This is a genomic window from Micromonospora andamanensis (assembly GCF_016863495.1).
Classification (GTDB): domain Bacteria; phylum Actinomycetota; class Actinomycetes; order Mycobacteriales; family Micromonosporaceae; genus Micromonospora; species Micromonospora andamanensis.
Genome location: NZ_BOOZ01000003.1, coordinates 213,346 through 234,438 on the forward strand (window position 1 = coordinate 213,346; position 21,093 = coordinate 234,438).

General features: G+C 72.4%; 19 protein-coding genes. 11 read left to right on the plus strand and 8 right to left on the minus strand.

Annotated elements, in window-relative coordinates:
- Nucleotides 1-45 precede the first annotated feature (45 nt).
- Nucleotides 46-2,559, minus strand: coding sequence for a S8 family serine peptidase (locus Van01_RS03485; RefSeq protein WP_203999686.1), 2,514 nt, complete (start codon nucleotides 2,557-2,559; stop codon nucleotides 46-48).
- Between the two features lie 111 nt (nucleotides 2,560-2,670).
- On the opposite strand from Van01_RS03485, the gene Van01_RS03490 reads away from it, so the two are divergent.
- Together Van01_RS03490 and Van01_RS03495 are read left to right on the plus strand one after the other, a co-directional pair.
- Entirely contained in the window at nucleotides 2,671-4,494 is a 1,824-nt protein-coding gene (locus tag Van01_RS03490) for a glycerol-3-phosphate dehydrogenase/oxidase (RefSeq protein ID WP_203999689.1), read from the plus strand.
- Between the two features lie 85 nt (nucleotides 4,495-4,579).
- Nucleotides 4,580-5,104 (plus strand): hypothetical protein, encoded by a 525-nt coding sequence (locus Van01_RS03495; protein ID WP_203999693.1) that lies wholly within the window; start codon nucleotides 4,580-4,582, stop codon nucleotides 5,102-5,104.
- A gap of 6 nt (nucleotides 5,105-5,110) precedes the next feature.
- Here the strand turns inward: Van01_RS03495 and Van01_RS03500 are convergent, their stop codons facing one another.
- A complete protein-coding gene (locus Van01_RS03500) occupies nucleotides 5,111-6,511 on the minus strand; it encodes an FAD-binding oxidoreductase (protein WP_203999704.1) in 1,401 nt (466 codons plus the stop codon).
- Nucleotides 6,512-6,578: 67 nt separating this feature from the next.
- Between Van01_RS03500 and Van01_RS03505 the strand changes: the two genes are divergently transcribed.
- The gene (locus tag Van01_RS03505; protein ID WP_203999706.1) at nucleotides 6,579-6,923 is read left to right on the plus strand and encodes a DUF4031 domain-containing protein; all 345 of its coding nucleotides are present in this window, start codon (nucleotides 6,579-6,581) and stop codon (nucleotides 6,921-6,923) included.
- A 42-nt stretch (nucleotides 6,924-6,965) separates the two neighbouring features.
- On the opposite strand, the gene Van01_RS03510 is transcribed toward Van01_RS03505, so the two are convergent.
- Nucleotides 6,966-7,604 (minus strand): HD domain-containing protein, encoded by a 639-nt coding sequence (locus Van01_RS03510; protein WP_203999708.1) that lies wholly within the window; start codon nucleotides 7,602-7,604, stop codon nucleotides 6,966-6,968.
- Nucleotides 7,605-7,720: 116 nt separating this feature from the next.
- Here Van01_RS03510 and Van01_RS03515 point away from each other — a divergent pair, with 116 nt between their 5' ends.
- Nucleotides 7,721-8,977, plus strand: a complete 1,257-nt coding sequence (locus Van01_RS03515; protein ID WP_239098849.1) for an FUSC family protein — start codon at nucleotides 7,721-7,723, stop codon at nucleotides 8,975-8,977.
- A gap of 17 nt (nucleotides 8,978-8,994) precedes the next feature.
- A complete protein-coding gene (locus Van01_RS03520) occupies nucleotides 8,995-10,491 on the plus strand; it encodes a PrsW family intramembrane metalloprotease (RefSeq protein ID WP_203999713.1) in 1,497 nt (498 codons plus the stop codon).
- Between the two features lie 38 nt (nucleotides 10,492-10,529).
- Here Van01_RS03520 and Van01_RS03525 read toward each other — a convergent pair whose 3' ends face one another.
- Both Van01_RS03525 and Van01_RS03530 read right to left on the minus strand, forming a co-directional pair.
- Nucleotides 10,530-10,697 (minus strand): hypothetical protein, encoded by a 168-nt coding sequence (locus tag Van01_RS03525; protein WP_166458800.1) that lies wholly within the window; start codon nucleotides 10,695-10,697, stop codon nucleotides 10,530-10,532.
- A gap of 87 nt (nucleotides 10,698-10,784) precedes the next feature.
- Nucleotides 10,785-11,123: a GroES family chaperonin gene (locus Van01_RS03530; protein WP_203999716.1), complete on the minus strand. Its 339-nt coding sequence runs from the start codon at nucleotides 11,121-11,123 to the stop codon at nucleotides 10,785-10,787.
- A gap of 167 nt (nucleotides 11,124-11,290) precedes the next feature.
- Here Van01_RS03530 and Van01_RS03535 point away from each other — a divergent pair, with 167 nt between their 5' ends.
- Nucleotides 11,291-12,589 (plus strand): AI-2E family transporter, encoded by a 1,299-nt coding sequence (locus Van01_RS03535; protein WP_239092730.1) that lies wholly within the window; start codon nucleotides 11,291-11,293, stop codon nucleotides 12,587-12,589.
- 55 nt (nucleotides 12,590-12,644) lie between these two features.
- On the opposite strand, the gene Van01_RS03540 is transcribed toward Van01_RS03535, so the two are convergent.
- Complete coding sequence (locus Van01_RS03540) at nucleotides 12,645-14,792, minus strand: ATP-dependent DNA helicase (protein WP_203999731.1); 2,148 nt, start codon at nucleotides 14,790-14,792, stop codon at nucleotides 12,645-12,647.
- A gap of 139 nt (nucleotides 14,793-14,931) precedes the next feature.
- Here Van01_RS03540 and Van01_RS03545 point away from each other — a divergent pair, with 139 nt between their 5' ends.
- The 4 genes from Van01_RS03545 to Van01_RS03560 all read left to right on the plus strand — a co-directional run bounded on the left by Van01_RS03545 (nucleotide 14,932) and on the right by Van01_RS03560 (nucleotide 18,222).
- Nucleotides 14,932-15,438 carry a DUF402 domain-containing protein gene (locus tag Van01_RS03545; RefSeq protein ID WP_203999733.1) on the plus strand — a complete coding sequence of 169 codons (507 nt, stop codon included), beginning with the start codon at nucleotides 14,932-14,934 and terminating at the stop codon, nucleotides 15,436-15,438.
- An 84-nt stretch (nucleotides 15,439-15,522) separates the two neighbouring features.
- Nucleotides 15,523-16,455 (plus strand): PPK2 family polyphosphate kinase, encoded by a 933-nt coding sequence (locus Van01_RS03550; RefSeq protein WP_203999734.1) that lies wholly within the window; start codon nucleotides 15,523-15,525, stop codon nucleotides 16,453-16,455.
- A gap of 131 nt (nucleotides 16,456-16,586) precedes the next feature.
- Nucleotides 16,587-17,213, plus strand: a complete 627-nt coding sequence (locus Van01_RS03555) for a DUF47 domain-containing protein (RefSeq protein ID WP_099849257.1) — start codon at nucleotides 16,587-16,589, stop codon at nucleotides 17,211-17,213.
- A gap of 4 nt (nucleotides 17,214-17,217) precedes the next feature.
- Nucleotides 17,218-18,222, plus strand: coding sequence for an inorganic phosphate transporter (locus Van01_RS03560; RefSeq protein ID WP_203999736.1), 1,005 nt, complete (start codon nucleotides 17,218-17,220; stop codon nucleotides 18,220-18,222).
- Between the two features lie 46 nt (nucleotides 18,223-18,268).
- On the opposite strand, the gene Van01_RS03565 is transcribed toward Van01_RS03560, so the two are convergent.
- Nucleotides 18,269-19,237, minus strand: coding sequence for a Gfo/Idh/MocA family protein (locus Van01_RS03565; protein ID WP_203999739.1), 969 nt, complete (start codon nucleotides 19,235-19,237; stop codon nucleotides 18,269-18,271).
- A gap of 69 nt (nucleotides 19,238-19,306) precedes the next feature.
- Between Van01_RS03565 and Van01_RS03570 the strand changes: the two genes are divergently transcribed.
- Nucleotides 19,307-20,137 carry an NUDIX hydrolase gene (locus Van01_RS03570; RefSeq protein WP_203999742.1) on the plus strand — a complete coding sequence of 277 codons (831 nt, stop codon included), beginning with the start codon at nucleotides 19,307-19,309 and terminating at the stop codon, nucleotides 20,135-20,137.
- A gap of 6 nt (nucleotides 20,138-20,143) precedes the next feature.
- Here Van01_RS03570 and mshD read toward each other — a convergent pair whose 3' ends face one another.
- The gene (mshD, locus tag Van01_RS03575) at nucleotides 20,144-21,070 is read right to left on the minus strand and encodes a mycothiol synthase (RefSeq protein ID WP_203999756.1); all 927 of its coding nucleotides are present in this window, start codon (nucleotides 21,068-21,070) and stop codon (nucleotides 20,144-20,146) included.
- Nucleotides 21,071-21,093 lie beyond the last annotated feature (23 nt).

Genomic DNA, 21,093 nt, shown 5'->3' on the forward strand with positions numbered 1-21,093 from the left:
CCGGGGCGAGATTCGCTCACGTTGGGTGAAATCGGTTACGGACGATCAACCACGGGCCGCCGAAACCGCCTCGTACGCGTTGACCAGGCCGGCACCGGCGATGTTCGGCGGCCCACCGCAGTCGTCGGTCTGGTCCCGGGACGGGCCGTCGGTCTCGACCGGGTCTGCCGTCTCGGCCAGAATCCGGCGGGTCCGGTCCAGATCACCGATGAGTTCAGGGTTGGCCGACCACATCAGCGCGACCACGCCGGCCACCTGCGGCGTGGCCATCGAGGTGCCGTCGAGCACGGCGTACCCGCCGCCCGGCATCGCCGAAACGATCTCCGCCCCCGGTGCCATCAGATCCGGTTTCGTTGCACCGGAGATCGTCGGGCCACGGGAGGAGAAGGCGGTCACCCGCCGCCGGTCGTCCACCGCGCCGACGGTCAGCACGTCCGCGTACGGTGCGGGCGGGTCCTGCACGGAACCGCAGAACGGGCCGGTGTTGCCGGCCGCCGCGACCACGAGGATGCCGGCGGCCTCCAACGCCGCCGTGGCCGGCCGCAGCGCTCGCGGATCGCAGCCCTCGATCGGTGGGCAGCCCCACGAGTTGGTCAGGATCTCCGGCGCCCGGGCGGGCCGTCCCTGCCGGAACGGATCGCCGCCGGGCGGGAAGGGCGCCAGCATGAACTGGAGGCAGTCGAGGTAGGCGGCCGGATTCCCCAGGTTGCGGTCGAGGTTCACGCAGCCCACCCACTGCGCCCCGGGGGCCACTCCGATGCCGCCCCGCCCGACAGCGCTGCCCACCGTGTGGGTGCCGTGCCCGCTGCGGTCAGCCGGCGTCCCGGTGCCGTTCCACGGGTCGAACCACGAGTCGTCGCCACCCCGGAAGCCCCCGGCCAGGGTCGGATGACCCCCGTCCACCCCGGAGTCGGAGCTGCCCACCGTCACCCCGGCGCCTGTGACGTCCAACTCGGACCAGACCCGATCCGCGCCGATCATGGTGATGTGCCACGGCGGGCCGGACGGGGGCGGGGCGTCGCCGGTGGCGCTGGCGCTGTCGGCGGGGGCCGGCAACGGCCGCAGCCGCTGGTTGACAAGCACCCGGGCCACCTCGGGCCGGCGGGACAGCCAGGCCCGCACCGCCGGACCACCATCCACCTCGATCGCGTTGACCAGGTAGTAGGGGGTGTGCGGCAACCGTGCCCGGCGCAGGTCCCGCCGCAGGTCGGCCTGGGTCCGGTCGGCGGTGTCGACAAGCCGCCGGTAGACCTCACCGGCCCGGGCGTCCCGACCCGCTCGACCTGGCCCGCCGCTCACACCGCTGAGGTCCGCCTGTTCCCGCAGCAGCACGAAGAGCCGTTCCCCGTACAGCCCGGGCTGGCCCGCCGCGCCGCCGACCAGGCCGACCGTGACCAGCAGCGTCAGGGCGCTCGCACCGGCCAGCGCCCGGCCGGGCGCGCGGGCCGAGGGGCGGGCCAGCAGCAGGGCGTACCCGACCGCGAGCACCAGCCCGACGGCGAGTGCGGCCCCGGTCGCGGCCGCCACCCAGAACGGCACGTCGCGGGTGCCGACCAGCAGCAGGCTGACCTCCTCCGGATCGGTGAAGGCCAACGGGCCGAACACGCCGAGCCCGACCAGCCAGGCGGTCGGCGCCCGGCCGCCCGCTCCGGCCGGATGGCGGGTCACCGCCCGCAGCGCGGCCAACGCGAAGCCGGTGGGCGGCAGCGTCACCAGCAGCGGCAGGTGTGCACCGGAGTGGCCGGTGCCGGCGCCCACCAGCAGCAGCGCCACCCCGGCGACGAGACCGCCCACCAGCACCAGGCCGGCCGGTCGAGGTGGCTCGCCGGCCTCGAAGCGAGCCCAGAACCGGGCATCGAGCAACGCTGCGGCCAGTACGCCGACGGCTGCCGCGCCCAGTCCGGCGAGAATGGTCTCCAGCAACCCGCCGAGCGCGCCCAACCAGACCCAGGGCAGCAGCAGGGCGAGCCCGGCCGCCACGGCGAGCAGGGCCGCCACCGACGGACGTGCGTCGAGTCGTGCCGGCCGTCCAGCCAGGTCTGCCGCCCCGGGACCGCCGACGGGCTCGGCGGTGACCGCCCCGGGGCCGTCAGGGCTTTCGGGGGCGTACTCGGGCTGCGAGGTTTCGGGAGGTCGGCCGGGGCCGAGGACGTGGGCGGGTAGCCGGGTCGTCACCACCGCCAGCAGCATCGCCACGAGGGCCAGCGCGGCGAGGTACGCCTCGTGGTGCACCGGAGGGATCGTCCGCAGCAGCCCGAGCACGCCGAGCACGAGCGCACCGGCGAACCAGAGTCGTCCGGTGACGCGGACCGTCGCCGAGCGGGGAATCAGGGCCAACGGCAGCGTCGCGGCGGCGATCAGCAGCACGGTGAGCACGCAGACCACCGGCCAGAGCGGCACCAGCCGGTCCAGTCCGCCGATCAGCACCACCTGCTCGACGGCCCAGCCGCCGGTCTGCGCCAGGACCGTGACCGCGACCGTCCAGCAGCCGGCGAACACCGCCGCGACGATCGCCCAGGGGCTACCGGTCGAGCCGGGTGTGGTGGGTTCCGCCCGCATCCGCACACAGTACGGCCCGGCCGCTTCTGAAACCCGACGGCTGCCGGGGAACCGACGGAGGTGCCGGTGCCGGCACGTGTGGGGGAGGGCCGGGGCGGTTAACGTGGACGGGTGCGTGATCCGAACGTTCTGCGGTCCGTTGCCGGGCAGCTCTCGCCCGCCCGCCGCGCCGCCGACCTGCGTCGGTTGCGCGCCGAGCGGTTCGACGTGCTGGTGATCGGGGGCGGGGTGACCGGTGCCGGAGCGGCAGTCGACGCCGCCTCCCGGGGCCTCAAGGTGGCCCTGGTCGAGGCGCGCGACTTCGCCGCCGGCACCTCCAGCCGGTCCAGCAAGCTGATCCACGGTGGTCTGCGCTACCTGGAACAGTTGGAGTTGGGCCTGGTGCACGAGGCGCTCACCGAGCGCGGGCTGCTGGCCACCCGGCTGGCGCCGCACCTGGTGCGGCCGGTGCCGTTCCTGGTACCGCTCCCCGCCGGTCAGGGCGTCCGTGACCTGCCCGCCCGGCTGCTGCGTCGGGCCTACTACGGTGCCGGGGTGGCCGCGTACGACGCCTTCGCGGGCGTGTTCGGCGGCGGCCGGGGGATGCCGTTGCACAGGCACCTGAGCCGGGAGGGTGCCCGCCGCGTCTTCCCGAGCCTGCGCTCCGACGGCCTGGCCGGCGCTATCCGCTACCACGACGGGCAGGTCGACGACGCCCGTCTGGTGGTGACGCTGGCGCGCACCGCCGCCAGCCTGGGCGCGACGGTGGTGAGCAGCGCCCGCGCGGTCGGGCTGATCCGGCAGGCACGGGAGGTCACCGGGGTCCGGGTTCGCGACCTGGAGGCACCCGCCGGCTCCCCCGAAGCCGAGTTCGAGGTACGCGCCCGCACGGTCATCGCCGCCACGGGTGTCTGGACCGACGACATGTCGCGGATGCTCAACGACGTCGGGCTGCGGCCCGGTATCCGGGTCCGGGCGTCCAAGGGCGTGCACCTGGTGGTGCCCCGCTCGGCAATCACCGGTGAGACCGGACTGATCCTGCGTACGGCCACAAGTGTCCTGTTCGTCATCCCGTGGGGTGGACACTGGATCATCGGTACCACGGACACCGACTGGCGGTTGGACCGTTCGCATCCGGCCGCCTCCGCCAGCGACATCGAGTACCTGCTCCGGCAGGTCAACACGGTGCTGGACCGCCCACTGACCACCGCCGACATCGAGGGTGTCTACGCCGGACTGCGTCCGTTGCTGGCCGGCGAGGCGGACTCCACCTCGAAGCTCTCCCGGGAGCACGCCGTCATCGAGCCGATGCTCGGGCTCCTGCTGGTGGCCGGTGGCAAGTACACGACGTACCGGGTGATGGCCGCCGACGTGGTGGACCGGGCGGTGCGGCGGCTCGGCGGCCAGCGTGTGTCGCGCACCGCGGACCTGCCGCTGCTCGGCGCGGACGGGTACACGGCAATGTGGCGGGACCGGGCGGATCTGGCCCGCCGCCACGGTTTGCCGGTGGGCGTGGTGGAGCACCTGCTGGAGCGCTACGGCAGCCTGACTCTGGACCTGCTCGCCCTGATCGACGCCGACCCGCTGCTGGCCTCCCCGCTGGCCGGCGCGCCGGAGTACCTCGCCGCAGAGGTGACGTACGCGGCCCGCGCCGAAGGGGCGTTGCACCTGGAGGACGTGCTGACCCGGCGTACCCGGATCTCCTTCGAGACGGCGCACCGGGGCCTGGAGTCGGCGGAACACGCGGCGGAGCTGATGGGCGCGGTGCTGGGCTGGGACGCGGCCCGACGGACCCGGGAGGTGATCCACTACCGGGCCCGGGTGGAGGCCGAGCGGCAGTCCCAGCTGATGCCGGACGACGCGACAGCCGACGCCGCGCGACTCGGTGCCCCGGATGTGCGGGGATACCCGGCGGATCGGGGTGCCGACGACGGCGCGGCGGGCCTGGCCCGCTGACCTATCCACTCTGGAGATCGCTGAGCATGGATATCCATCCGGCGGGTTACGCTCGCTACCTACGGTGGGGTAAGTTCCGCGAGTGATGGCGCTTTCCCGATCACGACTGGCCTTCCTGCCCGGCGTCGCCCTGCTGGCGATCGTCCTCAGCGGCTGCGCCCCCTTCGGTGATCGCTCCGACCCGTCCGTGGAGGCGAGCGCCCCGGCTGCCGGGCAACCCGGCGGTGCGGGGGCTGCCACCACCGGAAAGGGCCGGGTCAGCCTGCTGCAGAATCACGGTCCCGACGGGCCGCTACGCACCCTGAACGTGGAGCCGGACGGGCGCTGGGAGTGCATCGACTGTGCCGGCGACGGGGTCACCTCGACCGGCGCGTTGAGCGAGGAGCAGCGGGAGCGCCTGCAGCAGCTCCTAGCCGAGCCGGATCTGGCCCGGGAGACCGACGAGGCGCGCGGCTACCGGGTCAGCTGCGTCGGCGCTCTCACCTCAAGCCTGCTGACCGCAGCCGGCCTGATCACCTCCCAGGACTGCCCGGGGGAGGAACGGCCGCCGGTGGCCGAGGAGATCCTGCTGCTGCTCACCCAGAACACGCCCGCCGAGATGGTCGGCTGACGCGGGTCAGAGCACCTTTCCGGGGTTGAGCAGGCCGGTCGGGTCGAGCGCCGCCTTGATCGCGTGGTGCACCCGGACACCCACCGGACCGATCTCCCGGGCCAGCCAGTCCCGCTTGAGCAGGCCGACGCCGTGCTCACCGGTGCAGGTGCCGCCGAGGTCCAGCCCCAACCGCATGATCTCGTCGAAGGCCCGCCGGCCGCGCTCCAGGCTCGCCGGATCGGCTCGGTCGACGACGATGTTGGGGTGCATGTTGCCGTCACCGGCATGACCGACCACGCCGATCGGCACCTGGCACTCGGCCGCGATCCGGGCCACCCCGTCGAGCAGCGCGGCCAGAGTTCCCCGGGGTACCGCCAGGTCGTCGATGATCAGTCCACCGTTGCCGCCCGGGTACGTGTCCGCGGCGTACTTCTCCATGGCCGGGTGGGCCAGTCGGCGGGCCTGCAACAACGCGGCGGCTTCCACGGCGTCGCTGGCCGCGTAGACCTCCTCGGCGCCGGCCGCCTCGCAGGCCGCGGCCAACTCGGCCAGGTCCGCCGCCGCCCGGGTGCCGGTGTCGGCGGCGGCCAGCAGCAGCGCCTCTGCGTCGGTGCGCAACCCCATCGGCCGGTACGCCTCGATCGCCGCCAGGTGGGTGCGGTCGAGCAGTTCCAGCAGGCTGGGAGAGAGCCCCTGGGCGGCGATCCGGGCCACCGCCTCGCCCGCCGTGGCGGTCGAGCCGAACACCGCGACCAGGGTCAGCGACTCCGCCGGAGCGGGCCGCAGCGCCACCGTCACTTCGGTGATCACACCGAGGGTGCCCTCCGAACCGACGAAGAGTCGGGTCAGGTCGTAGCCGGCCACGCCCTTGGCGGTGCGCCGCCCGGTGCGCAGCACCTCGCCGGAGGCGAGCACCACCTCCAGACCGAGCACGTACTCGGTGGTCACGCCGTACTTGACGCAGCACATCCCGCCCGCGTTGGTGGCGACGTTGCCGCCGATGGTGGACGACTCCCAGGAACCCGGGTCCGGCGGGTACCAGAGACCGCGCTCGCCCACGGCGGCGCTGAGCGCGGCGTTTACCACTCCCGGCTGGACGACAGCGATCCGACTCACCGGATCGATCTCCAGGATCGCGTCCATCGCGGTGGTGCTGATCACCACAGCGCCGTCGACCGCGTTCGCCGCGCCCGCCAGCCCGGTACGCGCACCCTGCGGCACCACAGGTACGCCGTACCGTCCGGCTGCCCGGACCACCGCGACCACCTCCTCGGTACTGCGCGGCCGGGTCACCACGAGCGGGATCGCCGAGGCACACAGGTCGGCCTCGTCCCGCTCGTGCCCGCGCAGCAGGTCCGGATCGGTGAGTACCGCCTCCGGCCCGAGCGCGGCACGCAGGTCGTCGAGGAACGGGGAGGTGGCCATGCGGCCGAGGCTACGACCGGCCACAGGTGATCACCAACCTGGGTCGGCGCCCGGTACGGTGGCTGCCGTGATCTACGTGGACCGGCCGTCCTGGCCGGGGCGCGGCCGCCTCTGGTCGCACCTGATCAGTGACGTCTCCCTCGCCGAGCTGCACGCCTTCGCCGAGATGCTGGGTGCCCCCAGGCGGGGCTTCGACCGGGACCACTACGACATCCCCGCGGACCGCTTCGCGATGGCCGTCTGGCTCGGCGCGCAGGTCGTGCCCAGCCGCGACATCGTCCGCCTCCTCCGCGCCGCCAACCTCCGCCGCCCCAAACACCTCTCCCGCCCCACCCGGCTCCGCGCCGATCATGCAGTTGTGGCACGTGACAAAGGGGATATGACACCCGTAAAACCTGCCACAACTGCATGATCGCGGTGGGGGTGGGTTGGGGTGGGTTAGGGGGTCAGCGGGTCAGGGGGAGAGGTGGGTTAGTTCGCGGGTGAGGTTTGTGTGGGCGGGGTGGGTCCAGTGGGCGGCCAGCGCCGGGATGCGGTAGAGGGTGGGTAGGGCCAGCAGGGCGGTGAGCACCTGGGCGCGGGCGGTGCGGTAGTGCGGCTCGGGGACGTGGGCGTACTCCTGCCGGATCGCGGCGGCGTACCTGTCGTACTCCTGTGGTGGTGCGGCCAGCACGGCCAGGTCGGCGTCGCAGAGCAGCGCGCCCTCGGTGTCCGCCGGATCCACCATATGGCCGGCGGTGAGCAGGACCAGTCGATTCACCTCGGCCACCGCGGCAGCGGGCAGCCCGAGCCCGATGAGCAGGGCGTCGGCCAGCTCCGCACTGTCGCGCTCGTTGCGGTCGCCGGACGCGCGAGGGTCGTACACCGCGTCGTGGCACCAGGCGGCGAGTCGGACCAGATCAGGTCGGCGCGCGGTCGAGGCGTGCCTGTCGATCACGTCGAGCACGGCGATCAGATGCGCGACCGTGTGGTAGTGCCGGTGCGGCTCCCGCCATCGGGCGAGCAGTTCGGCCCCGGCGGCGTCGACAGGCCCCGGGTCGACAGCTCCGGCTGCCCGGGCGGCGGCGCGCCATCGTGCGATCAACCCCGTCACCGGGCCGAGTCTGCCCCATTCGTCGACGGGCCCGGGACGCGCTGCCGCCGGATCGGAGGGATGTACCGCTTCGGTGGGAATGTCCGCGCGCCAGGCGGGTAGTCCCGGCCATGGCGGTGGCCCGGAACGGACTGTCTCGGCTGTTGCGCCGCGACGGTGCGCGTGACGGCCGGTCCGACGTGGACTCGGCCCGGATCGCCGGCACGATGGCGCAGCTACACCACCGTGGGAAGGCCACCCTGCGCGACCGCCTGCACCGGGTGCGCCTGTCGCTCGGCCTCGCCGCCCAGGCGGGTCTGGCGGCCGGGCTGTCCTGGGTGGCCGCGCACGAGCTGCTGGGCAATCCGCAGCCGGTCTTCGCCCCGATCTCCGCCGTCGGCACCCTGGCCGTCTCGGTGGGGCAGCGGTTCCGCCGGACCATCGAGCTGATCCTCGGAGTGGGTGTCGGGGTCTTCGTCGGCGACCTGCTGATCTACTTCCTCGGCACCGGGCCGTGGCAACTCGGGTTGGTGGTCACCTCCGCCATCGTGCTCACCGTCTTCGCCGGCGGCAGCGTCGCCATCGTCATCCAGGCCGCGGCGACCGCGGTGCTGATCGTCACGCTCAGCCCGTCGGTCGAGGATCTGGAGATACCCCGGTTCATCGATGCGATAGTCGGCGGCAGCATCGCGCTGCTGGTCACCGCGATCCTGCTGCCGCTCAACCCGCTACGGGTGCTCAACCGGGCGGCCCGGCCGGCGCTGGACCTGCTCGCCGAGCAGCTTGAACGCGCCGCTGAGGGGCTGCGGGAACGTGATCGGGACAAGATCCAGGGTGCGCTGGACCGGTTGCGCGACAACAAGGATGAGCTGACCACCTTCGCCGAGGCGATCGAGGGCGCCAAGGAGACCGCGCTGCTCTCCCCGGCGCGGTGGCACCGACGCAGCGAACTCACCCACTACGCGGAGGCGGCCGATCCGATCGACCGGGCGATGCGGAACAGCGGCACCCTGATCCGTCGTGCGGTGACCCTGGTGGAGGACGACGAGCCGGTCCCGGAGCCGATGCCGGACGCGGTCGCCCACCTGGCCGCGTCGGTCCGCCAGCTGCAGAAGGAGTTCGCTCAGGGCGAGGAACCCGAGCAGGCCCGGGAGCGGTCGCTGCGTGCCGTCAGCGAGGCCGGCCGGGCGTACGGCGACGGGGTCGGGTTCTCCGGCAGCGTGGTGGTGGCCCAGGTGCGTACCACCGCCAGTGACCTGCTGGTGGCTTCCGGCATCAGTCAGGAGGAGGCGAACCGGCTGGTCCGACGCTCCTTCGGTGAACTGGACCGACCGGGGGCGCCGGCCGGGCCGGAACCGGCAGTGCAACGACCTACCGCGCCCCCGGTCGGCTGAGTCCACCCGGGGCGGCCATGCGCCCGGCCCGACGGGCCGGGCATGACTACGCTGACCGCATGGCCGTCACCCCGTCCGGCGGATCTCTGCCGCCGTCGCCGTCCGTGCCCGCCGATCCAGGCGCGGGTGGTGGCGTACCCGGAATGCCACGACGCCGGCTCAGCTGGCGACGGGCGCTGGTGCTGACTGGGGTGATCATCCTGATCGCGGCCTGCGCGATCTTCATGCTCTTCACCCTCGGTACCAGCCTCGGCCCGGAGGCCCTGCTCGTCGGTACCGCCGCCGCGGTCCTGCCGGTCCCGGTGCTGGTGGCCTGTTTCCTCTGGCTCGACCGCTACGAACCCGAGCCGCTGAAGTACCTGGTCTTCTGCTTCGCCTGGGGCGCCTTCGTCTCCACAGCGGCGTCGCTGACGGTGAACGAGACAGCGGCCGGCTGGTTCGAGGACCAGGGCCTGCCCGTCGCGCTCACCGCCGTGCTGGTCGCGCCCTTCATCGAGGAACTGACAAAGACACTCGGCCCGATCCTGCTGCTGGTCTTCCGGCGGCGGGAATGGTCGGGCATCACCGACGGCCTCGTCTACTGCGGTCTCTCCGCGATCGGCTTCGCGATGGTGGAGAACATCCTCTACCTGGGTGGGTACGGATACGCAACGGGAGTCGAGCAGTACGGGCCGGCGACCGGGGCGCAACAGGTGATCGCCATCTTCATCGTCCGGATCCTGCTCTTCGGGTTCGCCCACCCGTTGTTCACCTCGATGGCCGGTATCGGTCTCGGTATCGCCGCCCGGTCGGCGGACCGCCGGGTGCGGTTCTTCGCCCCGGTCGCCGGGCTGCTGCTGGCGATGATGCTGCACGGGGCGTGGAACCTGCTGCCCACGCTGACCCAGGCCACCGGCGAGGTGCTGATCTCGCTCTTCGGCTTCGTTGGCGTGATGGTGCCGATCTTCTTCGGCATGGTCGGCCTGGCGGTCTGGCTGCGGGCCTGGGAGGGGCGGCTCACCGAACGGGTGCTGCCGGACTACGTCCGGGCCGGCTGGCTCACGCCACCGGAGGTGGCCGCGCTGAGCAGCCTCGGCCGGCGACACGCGGCCCGGGTGTGGGCCCGGCGGGTGGCCGGCGACGCCGGTCTACGGGCGATGCGCGGCTACCAGTTCGCGGCGACCCGGCTGGCGCTGCTTCGCGACGGTGCCACCCGGGGTCTGGACCGCCGCCCGGTCGACCGGGACCGGACGGCCCGGGAGGAACAGGAACTGTTGCACTCCATCGCCGCATACCGGTCGTACTTCGTCGGTCGGGACCCGCAGTCACCTGTCGGCGTCTGGGACGGGCACCGCTACCACCTGCGCTTCCCCGACGGTTCGCAGCGCCCGGTGGAGGCACCCGAGGAGCCTGTGGTCCCGATCCCGGTGGTGCTCACTCCGCCGCCTCCGCCGCCCGCCTTTCCCGCTGGCTACGGCCAACCGGGCTGGTACGGGCCACGGCCCGCCGCCCCCTGGCCGCCCGGTCACCGCTGAGCACCCGGTCCGCCCGCCCGTCACCGGGCGGGCGGAGCTCAGGTCATCAGGCTGGTGAGGAAGTCTCCGAGCCCCTGGGCCATCATCATCAGGGCCGCACCGATGGCCTTGAACATCTGCGCGGCGCCCTCCGGCCGGAACGCCATGAAGTAGATCAGGAACGCGAGGCTTCCCCAGGCCAGCACCTTCTTCACGAATACCGGCATCGTCCCTCCCCAGGCCGGTGGTGCGGCTGGCTTCCCGTCGGGGAGCGCGGCAAACGACGCGTGGGCCGGTCGAGGGTCGCGGAACTGTCAGAGGTAGAGACCTGTCGCGTTCTCCTCGATCCGCTCGGCGGCCACCGCGTGTACGTCGCGTTCCCGCAGCAGCACGTAGCCGCGGCCGTGCAACTCGACCTCGGAGCGGTCGTCGGGGTCGAAGAGCACCCGGTCGCCGGAGACGATGGATCGTACGTTGGGGCCGACGCCGACGGCCGTGGCCCACGCCAGGCGTTTGCCCACGGCCGCGGTGGCGGGAATCACGATGCCGGCGCTGGAACGCCGCTCGCCGTCGCTGCCCTCCATCCGCACCAGCACGCGGTCGTGCAGCAGCCGGATGGGCAGGCCGGTGTCGAGGTTCGGGTCGGCTGTCACGCCGCAGACGCTACCGTGTCGTTCTCCGCCGGCCGTCGGTGGTCATCGGGTTAGCGCACCGGTCGGTGGGGCACTGTGGGTGACGAATTCGTCCTACCGTTGCCTGGTCGGGCGTATCCTGTCCGACCTGACGCAGTGCGCGGGCCGAGATCTGCCGGGAGGTGCGCTTGAGCCGCTTCGAGCGGATACGCGGACGGCTGCGTCGCGCGTACGAGTCGGGCCGGGAATCGGTCCGAGCGGGTCGCCGGACACCGCCCGACGCCCCGGAGCCGGCCAGCGTGGCCTCCCCGTCGAGCCCCGGGCCGGCGGCACCGCCGGCGGCAACGGTGGTCGGTGCCGAACCGCCCACCCCGGTGCACAACTCCACCTCCAGCCGCGACGACGCCGACGTGCCGCACGCGCTGCGGATCGCCGCCGCCTGGTGTTGGCGACTGATCGTCATCGGCATCGTCTTCTGGGCGCTGCTGAAGCTCGTCGGCACGATCAGCATCGTGATCATTCCGTTGGCCGTGGCGCTCCTGCTGTCGGCGCTGCTGGCACCCGCCGTCGGCTGGCTGCTCCGGGCCCGCCTGCCGAGATCGCTGGCGACCGCGGTGGTGCTGGTCACCGGGCTGGCCGCGGTGATCGGCACGCTCACCCTGGTGGTCAACGAGTTCATCAAGGGCGTCCCGGAACTGACCGCGAAGTCGACCCAGGGTCTGCAACAGATCCAGGACTGGCTCAAGACCGGGCCGCTGCACCTGTCGGACAACGACCTCGACAGGTACATCGAGGAGACCCAGCAGTGGGTCAACAACAACACCGAGCGGTTCACCAGCGGTGCCCTCTCCACCGCAGCCACCCTCGCCGAGGTGCTGACCGGCACCGTGCTTGTCCTCTTCGCCACCTTCTTCTTCCTGCGCGACGGCAACATGATCTGGCGTTTCCTGGTCCGGCTGCTGCCGGTCGCCGCGCGTTGGAAGGTCGACGACGCCGGGCGGGCCGCCTGGGCGACGCTTGTCGCCTACGTTCGGGCGACAGTGCTTGTCGCCTTCATCGACGCCGTCGGCATCGGCATCTTCCTGGTGATCTTCGACATCCCGTTCGCCTTCCCGCTGGCGGCCCTGGTCTTCCTCGGCGCGTTCATCCCGATCGTCGGCGCGACCCTCTCCGGAGGCGTGGCGGTCCTTGTGGCGCTCGTCGACAGCGGCCCGGTGACCGCATTGATCATCCTTGGCGTGGTGATCGGCGTGCAGCAGGTGGAGGGGCACGTCCTCCAGCCGCTGATCATGGGCAGGGCGGTCGCCATCCATCCGCTCGCAGTGATCATCGGTCTGGCGGCCGGTGTGGTGCTCGCCGGGATCACCGGCGCGTTGGTGGCCGTGCCCATCATCGCGGTGCTCAACACCGCGGTCCGTCGCCTCGCCGCCCGGCGCGTCCCGGACACCCCGCCCGACGCCGTCGTCGTCGCCTCCCGGGCGCCCTGACCCCGCTGCGCGGCCACGCCGCGACAGCGGTGGCCGGCGGCGGCACTGGGACGACTCAGCTCGCCGCCAGGCGGGTCAGCGCGCCCCGGGCCACCTCTGGGCGGGTCGTGTACCAGAACGGCGGCAGCGAGCGGCGCAGGAACGAGCCGTAGCTGCGGGCCGTCTCCAGCCGGGAGTCGAGCACCGCCACTACGCCCCGGTCCCCGTTCGCCCGGATCAACCGGCCCACGCCCTGGGCCAACCGCACCGCGGCGATCGGGACGCTCACCGCCGCGAAGCCGGAGCCACCCTGCGCGTCGACAGCCGCCGCCCGAGCCGCCGCGAGCGGTTCGTCGGGGCGCGGGAAGGGCAGCCTGTCGATCACCACGAGCTGGCACGAATCACCCGGCACGTCGACGCCCTGCCACAGCGACATCACCCCGAACAGACAGCTCGATCGTTCCTCCCGGAAGCGCCGGACCAGCAGCGGCAGCGCCTCCTCGCCCTGGAGCAGCACCGGCAGGTCGGTCCGGGCGCGCAGCAGCTCCGCCGCCTGCTGCGCGGCCCGTCGGGAGGAGAAGAGCCCGAGCGTACGACCGCCGAGCGCGGTGACAAGCGCGAGCAGTTCCTCCCCGGCGGCCTCGGGCAGCCCGGAGGCCGCCGGGCGGGGCAGGTGGGCGGCCACGTAGAGGATGCCCTGCCGGGGGTAGTCGAACGGCGAGCCGACGTCCAGCGAACGCCAGCCGAGCCCGGAGTCGGTCAACCCGTCGGCGGGGTCCGGCGGGGTCGGTGCCGTAGCACCCGCCGCATCGTCCGGCGTGGCGCGCCGGGTGGCCGCGGCCAGGGCGCTGGCGGCCGGCGACGGTGGGCCGGGTGGTGGCGAGTCGAGACCCAGGGCCCGGGCCACCGTGTCGAACCGCCCGCCCAGCGCGAGGGTGGCCGAGGTGGCCACCACGGTCCGCTCGTCGTAGAGGTGGGTGGCCAGGGTGCCGGCGACCGACAGCGGCGCGACCACGAGCGCCCGCCGCCCGGTGACGTCGTTGCGCTCCACCCAGGCCACGTCGTGCTCGGCTTCCTCCAGCAGTCGCTGGGCGGTGGTGGACAGCTCGTCGAGAACGGCCTTGGCCTGCTGCTTGCGTACCAGGTCGGGGTCGTCGGCCTTGACGTCGCCGATGCTGTCCAGGGCGGTACGGGTGGCGGCGTCCAACAGCGTGCACGCCTCCCGCAGCGGGCCGGGCAGCCCGCTGGTGATCCGCCCGACAGGTGCCTCGGCCAGGCCGACCGCCAGGGCGTCACCGGACGCGGTCAACGCCTCGGCCGTCTCCGGCCGCAGCAGTGGACGGGCCCGCCGGGCGGACCTGTCGATCAGCTCCGGGGTCAGCTCCGCCTGGGCCGCCGAGGAGACCCGGTCGGCCAGCTCGTGGGCCTCGTCGACGACGAGCAGCCGGTGCGGCGGAACGATGTGGCGTCCGGCGAGCATGTCGACCGCGAGCAGGCTGTGGTTCGTCACCACGATGTCCGCCTCCCGGGCCCGGGCCCGGGACGCCTCGGCGAAGCACTCCGCGCCGTACGGGCAGCGGGAGGCGCCGACGCACTCGCGGGCCGGCATGGAGACCAGCCGCCACGTCTGGTCGTCGACGCCCGGGTCCAACTCGTCGCGGTCACCGGTGTCGGTCTCCAGGGCCCAGTCCCGCAGGCGCTGGACCTGCTTGCCCAACCGGCCGGCCGCACCGAGCCAGCGCGTGCCACCGGGACTCTCGGCCGGGGCGTCGAAGAGCGTGTCCTCCGGTTCGTCCGCCGTGGAGTTCTCCAGCCGGGCCAGGCAGAGGTAGTGGTGCCGGCCCTTCAGGACGGCGAACGTGGGGCGTCGGCCGAGCAACGGTTCGACGGCGTCGGCCAACCGGGGCAGGTCGTGCTCCACCAGTTGAGACTGCAACGCCAGGGTGGCGGTGGAGACCACCACCGGACCGTCCACGGTCAACGCCGGGGCGAGGTACGCCAGCGACTTGCCGGTACCCGTGCCGGCCTGCACCAGAAGGTGGTCACCGGTGCGGACGCACTCCTCGATCGCGGTGGCCATCCGCTGCTGGCCCGGCCGAGCCGTACCGCCCGGCACCGCTCCGACCGCGGCTGACAACAGCTCGGCTCCGCCGGGCCGGTCGCCTCGCCGGCGTGCCTTGCCGCGGGTGGTGCCGGTGCCGGTGGCGGTGCGGGGCGGAGTCACCGTGGCACGGTACCCGCCGGGGCGGACGTGGTCGGTACCGAACAGCCGTGTCGTGGTGGCACCGAACGGAAAACACGGCCACGTCGTCCGGTAACTTCCCGACGGCGACGCCTGGGCGGAATCGGCTAGGGTGCGACTCATGCCGAGCGACGTGATCCGGGTGATCTACCGCAAGTTCGACGGCAGCGCCCACCGCGACTACCCGGCCCGCCGGCTGGCCGAGGACGACCTCGGCATCTGGCTCGGCGTGTCGGCCGGCACCAGCTCGGTCTACCACGGCCGACCGTCGGTCGAGCAGATTCCCTTCGTGCTGCTGGTGCCGCACCACGCCTGGTGGACGGGCATGTTCAACCCGCCGCCGCGCACCAGCGAGGTCTACTGCGACATCGCCAGCCCGGCCCGCTGGGAGGGTGAGGACACCGTCCACCTGATCGACCTCGACCTGGACGTGGTGAGGCGTCGCGAGACCGGCCTGGTCGAGCTGCGCGACGAGGACGAGTTCACCGAGCACCGGGCCCGGTTCGGGTACCCGGACGACCTGGTGGCGGAGGCCGAGGCGGCGGCCCGCTGGCTGCTCGGCGCGCTCGGCGACGGCACGGAGCCGTTCGCCACCTCGTACCGCAAGTGGTTGGCCCTGGTGGTCTGACCGCCTCCCCACAGCGTCGACCCCAACCGGGGCACGACGCGGCGTCGGCGCGCGGACCGACGGCCTGCGGGTGATGATGCTCCGATGGTGGACGACTGTGGCTTTGACGTGGTGGCGCCGACCGGCGGCGCGGTACGCGACAGGCTCCGGGTGCCGCCCGGTGGACCTGTCGACCTCGCGGCGATCGACACCCGCTCGACTCCGGGGCTGCCCGGCATCGAGGTGACCGGACCCGATCGCAAGAACTGGGCCCGCCGGCAGGTCGCCCGGCTGGGCGCGGGGCTGGCCGGCCGGCAGGAGATGCTGTTCGCCGGTGCCAAGGCCGACCCCGGCGTCGGGCGGCGGGTGCTGCTGGTGCTTCAGGCGATGGACTGCGGTGGCAAGGACGGCACGGTCAAGCGGGTGGTCGGGGCGATGAACCCGCTCGGCGTGCACATCCGGGCGTTCGGCCCGCCGACTGCCGAGGAACTGCGGCACCACTTCCTGTGGCGGATCCGCCGGGCCCTGCCACCGCCGGGCCACCTGGGGGTCTTCAACCGCTCGCACTACGAGGACGTGCTGGTGCCCCGGGTCCAGGAGCGGGCTCCGGAGGACGTCTGGCGGCCCCGGTACGCGGAGATCGACGAGTTCGAGCGGGAGTTGACCGACGCCGGGGTGGTGGTGGTCAAGGTCTTCCTGCACATCTCCAAGGCCGAGCAGGCGCGGCGGCTGCTGGCCCGCCTGGACGATCCGACGAAGCACTGGAAGTACCACCCGTCGGACGTCGATGCCCGGGCCCGTTGGGACGACTACCAGGCCGCGTACGCCGAGGTCCTGGCCAGGTGCGGTACGGATCTGGTGCCGTGGTACGTGGTACCGGCCGACCGCAAGTGGTACCGGGACTGGGCGGTGGCGCACCTGCTGAATGAGACGTTCGACACTCTTGATCTGGGGTATCCGCCAGCCGACTTCGACATCGAGCGGGAACGGGAGCGGCTGCTGGGAACCACGGGGCCGGTGAAGGTGAACGGAAGTTGAACGAGCGGTGAATGCGATCTGGCCAGGGGTGGGCCGGCGAATCGCCGATCTGACGGTTCCCTAGCATTCCCTCAGCAGGGCGCCGAGCGGCGGCTGCCACCCCTTCCACCCGACACGACGAGGTCCGTGCTGTGAGGTTTTCCTTCCGCCCCAACGAGGGCGCTTTCTACGAGCTCTTCACCAGGGCCGCGCAGAACCTGGTCCGGGGTACCGAGCTGCTCAACGAGCTTGCCCTGCCCGATGTCGAGGTGCAGTCGGTGAGCGAACGGCTCACCGAGGTGGAGCACGACAGCGACCAGATCACCCACGAGCTGTACAAGAAGATCAACTCCACCTTCGTCACCCCCTTCGACCGGGAGGACATCTACCGGCTCGGCTCTCTGCTCGACGACGTGATGGACCACCTGGAGGCGGTGGGCAACCTGCTCTACCTCTACGGGCTGACCAAGCTGCCGTCGTTGCCACGGGAGATGCACGAGCTGGTGCACGTGCTCGACCAGCAGGCGAAGCTGACCGCGGACGCGATGCCCCGGTTGAAGTCGATGAAGGATCTCGAGGACTACTGGATCGAGATCAACCGGCTGGAGAACGACGGTGACCAGGCCTATCGGATGCTGCTGGTGCGGCTGTTCTCCGGTGAGTACGACGCGTTGACCGTGCTGAAGATGAAGGAGGTCGCCGACGAGCTGGAGGCCGCCTGCGACGCCTTCGAGCACGTCGCCAACACCGTCGAGACCATCGCGGTCAAGGAGTCCTGAGCCTGTGAGTCCCGAGCTCATCGCCGTGCTGGCGGTGATCGGGGTGGCCCTGGTGTTCGACTACACCAACGGCTTCCACGATGCCGCCAACGCGATCGCGACAAGCATCTCCACCCGGGCGCTGACACCACGGGTCGCCCTGGCCATGGCGGCGGTCGGCAACTTCATCGGCGCCCACTTCGGTGCCGAGGTGGCCAAGACCGTCGGCAGCGGCCTGGTCGAGCTGCCCACAGGTGTCTCCAGCCTCGGCATCGTCTTCGCCGGGGTGATCGGCGCGATCACCTGGAACATCATCACCTGGTACTTCGGCCTGCCCTCGTCGTCCTCGCACGCCCTGATCGGCGGCCTGGTCGGCTCGACGGTCGCCGCCTCCGGGACGGTGCTCTGGACCGGCATCGGGGAGAGCGTGATCATCCCGATGATCCTGTCGCCGATGGTCGGCTTCATCCTCGGCTACATCGTGATGGTCGCGGTGCAGTGGATCTTCCGGAACGGGCACCCGGGCAAGCTGAACCGGGGCTTCCGCTGGGCCCAGACCGCCTCGGCGGCGGCCATGTCGGTCGGCCACGGCATGCAGGACGCCGCCAAGACCATCGGCATCGTGGTGCTGGCCCTCTTCGTCGGTGGCTTCCAGGACGACGCGACGTACATCCCGGAGTGGGCGTTCTGGACCTCGGCGGCGGTGCTGGCTGCCGGCACCTACGCCGGTGGTTGGCGGATCATCCGCACCCTGGGCCGGAAGATCATCGACCTGCGTCCACCGGAGGGCTTCGCGGCCGAGACGGTGGCCAGCGGCGTGCTCTACTTCAACGCCCTGGTGCTCGGCGCGCCGATCTCGACCACCCACACGATCACCTCGGCGATCATGGGTGTGGGTGCCACCAAGCGGCTCTCCGCCGTGCGATGGGGTGTGGCCGGCAACATCATCGGAGCCTGGATCCTGACCTTCCCCGCCGCCGGCTCGATCGGCGCCCTGATGTACTTCCTGGTTCGTCCGCTGTTCAGCTGAGCTGGTGGAAGGGCCCCTGGGCGACCGGGGGCCCTCCACCAGCCGATCAGATGTAGGAGACGCCGATCTGGGCGCGGATGTCGTCCAGCAGGCCCATGATCTCCAGGGTGGCCGAGTGCGGCACCAGCGGGCTCTCGGTAAGCCCTTCGGCCAGGCACCGCTGCACCTCGACGGCCTCGTGCTGGTAGCCCGAACCCACAAGCTCCTCGCTGATCGTCTCCGGTTCCGCGCCCGCGCGGTGCAGGGTGAACCCGTCGGGCCGGAAGAACGGCTCGGGCAGGTCGATCCGGCCGGTGCTGCCGGTGATCGAGGCGGTGAGCCCGGAGGCACCCACCATGCCGCAGCTCAACGTGGCCACCGCCCCGGAGTCGTAACCGAACACCAGGCCGGTGTTCTCGTCGGTACCTTCCGGACCGAGCTTCGCCCAGGACCGCACGTGCTGCGGCACGCCCAGCAGCAGGTGGGCCAGGCTGACCGGGTAGACACCGAGATCCAGCAGTGCGCCGCCGCCAAGTGCCCGGGCGCGCATCCGGTGTTCGGGCGGGAACGGCCCGGCGACGCCGAAGTCGGCCCGGAGTCCGGTCAACGTGCCGATCGCGCCGTCGGCGATCAGTTGGCAGACCCGCCTGATGAGCGGATTGCACCGCATCCACATCGCCTCCATGAGGAAGACCCCTGCGGCGCGGGCGGTGTCGATCAGTTCGGTGCTGGTGGCCAGGTCGAGAGTGAACGGCTTCTCCAGCAGCACCGGCCGACCGGCGGTGAGGCAGGTCAGGGCCGCCTCGTGGTGGGCGGCGTGCGGGGTGGCGACATAGATCACGTCGACGTCGGCGTCGGCGGCCAGGTCCGCCCACGAGCCGTACGCCCGTGGTGCGCCGTGCCGTTCCGCGAAACGCCTCGCGGACTCGGCGGTACGTGAGCCGACCGCGACAAGTTCGGCCCCCGGCACCAGCCGGAGGTCCTCGGCGAAGCGGGCGGCGATGTGGCCGGTGGCCAGGATGCCCCAACGAGTCATGGCGCGACGCTACCGAAGATCAGCAGGGGGCTGTACTGCGCATCCACGGGTCGGGACTAGGCTCGGCGCATGAGGACCGACAGGGGCTTCCCGGTGCCGCCGGCGCTTGTGGAGCACGCTCGGCGCTTCCGGTCCTCCGGCGCGGCGCCGGCGGTGCCCCGGGTGGCCGCCACGGTGCTGCTGCTCCGCCCCGCCGATGACGGCTTCGAGGTCTACCTGATCCGCCGGGTCGCGGCGATGACGTTCGGCGGCGTGTACGCCTTCCCGGGCGGTGGGGTGGATCCCTCGGACTCCACCACCCACCTGGACTGGGCCGGCCCGACACCGACGGACTGGGGCGTACGCCTCGGACTGGACCCGGCGGCGGCACAGGCGGTGGTCTGCGCGGCGGCTCGCGAAGTCTTCGAGGAGGCCGGCGTGCTGCTCGCCGGACCCGATCCGGCCCGGGTCGTCGGTGACGTCAGCGACGACGGTTGGGAGGCCGCGCGGGTCGATCTGGAGCAGCGGCATACCGGGTTCGCCGACCTGCTCGCCGGGCGGGGGCTGACCCTCCGGTCGGATCTGCTGCTGCCGTGGAGCCGGTGGGTGACCCCGGAGTTCGAGCCGCGCCGGTTCGACACGTACTTCTTCGTGGCGCTGCTGCCCGAGGGGCAGCGGACCCGCCACGTTTCCGCGGAGGCCGACCACACGCTGTGGATCCGGCCCGCCGACGCGGGGGAGCGGGCCGTGGCCGGCGAGCTGACCATGCTCCCGCCCACCCTGGTCACCCTCGGCGAGGTGGCCGCCTGCCCCGACCTCGCGGCGGTGGCTCAAGCGGCGGCGACCCGTGACGCGGTCACCCCGATCACGCCCCGCCTGGACCTCTCCGACGCGGACCAGCCCCGGTTCCGACTGCCCTGAGGCGGATCAGCCGAGCTGGTAGCTGACGTGGGCGGCCCAGCGGGCGAAGCCGAGCCGCTCGTAGAGCGCCACCGCGCCGGTGTTCGACTCGTCGACGTAGAGCATCACCCGGTCCAGCCCGCGCCGGTCGCGCAGGTACGCCAGCCCGGCCGTGGTCAGGGCCCGGCCGAGCCCGCCACCGTGCGCGGTTGGCTCCACCCCGAGCACGTACACCTCACCGATGCGGGCGGAACCGGGTCGCTCGTGCACCTTGGTCCAGTGGAAGCCGAGCAGCCGGCCGCTCGCCGACTCGACGGCGAGCAGGAAGCCGGCCGGGTCGAACCACGGCTCGGCGAGACGTACCCGCAGGTCCTCGGCGGTCCACCGGCCCTGCTCCGGATGGTCGGCGAAGGCTCGCGCGTTGAGGGTCAGCCAGGCGTCGTCGTCGCTGCCGGGGCGGAACGCGCGCAGGGTCACCCCGTCGGGCAGGCGCGGTGCGGACAACGGGGCGTCGAGCGGTCGACGCAGTTGCCAGAGGACCCGGGCGCGCTGGAAGCCGAGATCGACAGCGAGGGCCGCCGCCGAGGGGTGGTCGCCGTGCGCCCACGCCCGCAGCGGCCCGGCGGCGGTGGCCAGCACTCCCCGGGCCAACGCCCGCCCGGTGCCCCGCCGCCGGTACGCCGGGTGCACCATCAGCTCCACACCGACCCCGCTCTCCGGGTCCGTCGTGTCGAGGTGGGCGTACCCGGTCAGTGTGCCGTCGGCGGCACGCGCAACCAGATGGCTCGCCACGGCGTGCTCGTCGCGCAGTCGGAGCAGCACATGTTCGTCCATCGGGTCCGCACCGTCGGCGTCACCTGCCGTACGGGCGAGCGCCAGCACTTCGGTGATCTCCGCCGGACCGAGTCGGTCGACGCGGCTGACCTGGTCGCTGCCCGACTGGGTGCTGCTCATCGCATCACCGTAACCGGAGCGCC